Here is a 1,674-nt window from a genome sequence, read left to right on the forward strand (position 1 = left end):
AGACGCTGTTGTCTTTCCGAGTCTGACGGCTGCGTTTTCGCTGGTCAGGGGTAGGGGCGGCGTCGGTGTGGGAGTGATGGGGTGTCGTTTCGTCGCTCTCGTGGAGGTCGCGGATGCCGTCGGTTGTCGGACTGCTGGAACAGCACGAGCTTGCCGCTCGTCGTCGTGTGGACGGGCTGCGTGAGGAAGCGGACCGTATTCAGGCCGAGCTCGCGGTGGCCGAGCAGGAGTGGTCGGAGTGGACGATCGCCCGCGAGCGTGTCGGTGCGGTGCTGTCCGCGCCGGGCAGTGACTCAGCCGGCGTGGTCACCGAGGTGCCAGAGGGTGTTGTGACGGGAGCGGAGGTGGAGGCGTCTGCGCCTTTGACGGTGAAGGCGAGGTCACAGGTTCCGATGTGGCGCGAGGGGCTGGCCGGGACGGCACTGTCGGTGGACTACCAGCGCATCCTGGCCGCGATCGAGGATCGGGTCCGTCTCGGTCAAGGGCCGCTGACCTGTCAGGAGATGGCCACCGCGTTCGGCCTGGATGTGGTGCCGGCCAAGGTGGAGGGGCTGCGGTCGAAGGCGAAACGCCTGGTCGCGCGGGGCTGGCTGACCGAGCCGGCACCGGGCCGGTTCACCCTCGCGCGGAGCGTGAGCGGGCCAGGCGGCGGGTCATGATCATGGTCATCGACCAGTAGATCATCGCCTCGGCGCTGCTGGTGGATCGTTCGAAGTCACGCACCAGACGGCGGCTTCGCATCAGGTGGGCGAAGAGCCGCTCGACGATCCACCGCTTGGGCAGCACCACGAATCCGCGCATGTCGTCGCTCCGCTTGACGATCGCCAGGACTAGCGCGAGCGCGGCCAGGCAGTGCTTGACGAGGCTGCCGGTGTAGCCGCCGTCGGCCCAGACGAGTTCCAGCCGGTGGTGAGCTTCGGTCACCCGCTCAAGCAGCACCTTCGCGGCAGCGCGGTCGCCGATGTCCGCCGCGGTGACCATCACGCCCAGCAGCAGGCCGAGGGTGTCAACCACTACGTGCCGTTTACGGCCGTTGACCAGCTTGCCACCGTCGAAACCGCGGCTGTCGGCGCCGACGACGGCGTCCGCCTTGACGGACTGCGAGTCGATCACACCGGCCGTCGGTTCCACATCCCGCCCCGACTCCTCGCGGACCCGGCCGCGCAGCCGGTCGTGGAACTCCCTGACCAGCACGTGGTCGCGCCAACGGCGGAAAAACGCATAGACCCGGTCCCACGGCGGGAAGTCGGCCGGCATCGCCCGCCACTTGATCCCGTTGTCCACCAGATAGCGGATCGCGTCCAGTATCGCCCGGTGGCAGTACGCCTCCGGCTGCCCGCCCCGACCTCGCATCCAGCCCGGCACCGGCAGCAGCGGCCGGACCACAGACCACTCCGCGTCCGTCATGTCCGAGGGATACCTCCGAACATGCTCCGGATGGTCGGCCGCGTTCCCGAACCGGTGAGCGACACAATCACACGACAGAGCAGCCGAGTTGAACTCCACCGGCGCGAGCACGTACAACTGCGGCAACAGGGTCTCCTGGATCTCGGTTGGCTTCGCAACCCCGAGCTACCAGGAGGCCCTGCCTTCATGCCCGCAGCCAGCCACGGTCACCCGAACGAGACTCCCGTTCGACGCCCACCCCTCACGATCGGAACGACAACAGCTCCT

Annotated in this window: 2 protein-coding genes; one reads left to right on the forward strand and one right to left on the reverse strand. The window is 68.0% G+C overall.

Annotated features, from left to right (window positions below; translation table 11 throughout):
• The first annotated feature begins 113 nt into the window (after positions 1-113).
• Positions 114-659 (forward strand): hypothetical protein, encoded by a 546-nt coding sequence (locus FNQ90_RS22285; protein WP_182607988.1) that lies wholly within the window; start codon positions 114-116, stop codon positions 657-659.
• On the opposite strand, the gene FNQ90_RS22290 is transcribed toward FNQ90_RS22285, so the two are convergent.
• Positions 616-1,407: an IS5 family transposase gene (locus tag FNQ90_RS22290; protein WP_182607989.1), complete on the reverse strand. Its 792-nt coding sequence runs from the start codon at positions 1,405-1,407 to the stop codon at positions 616-618. The two genes, FNQ90_RS22285 and FNQ90_RS22290, sit on opposite strands and share 44 nt — an antisense overlap.
• Positions 1,408-1,674: the final 267 nt, after the last annotated feature.

The organism is Streptomyces alkaliphilus, from assembly GCF_014141535.1.
In the GTDB taxonomy this organism is placed as follows: domain Bacteria; phylum Actinomycetota; class Actinomycetes; order Streptomycetales; family Streptomycetaceae; genus Streptomyces; species Streptomyces alkaliphilus.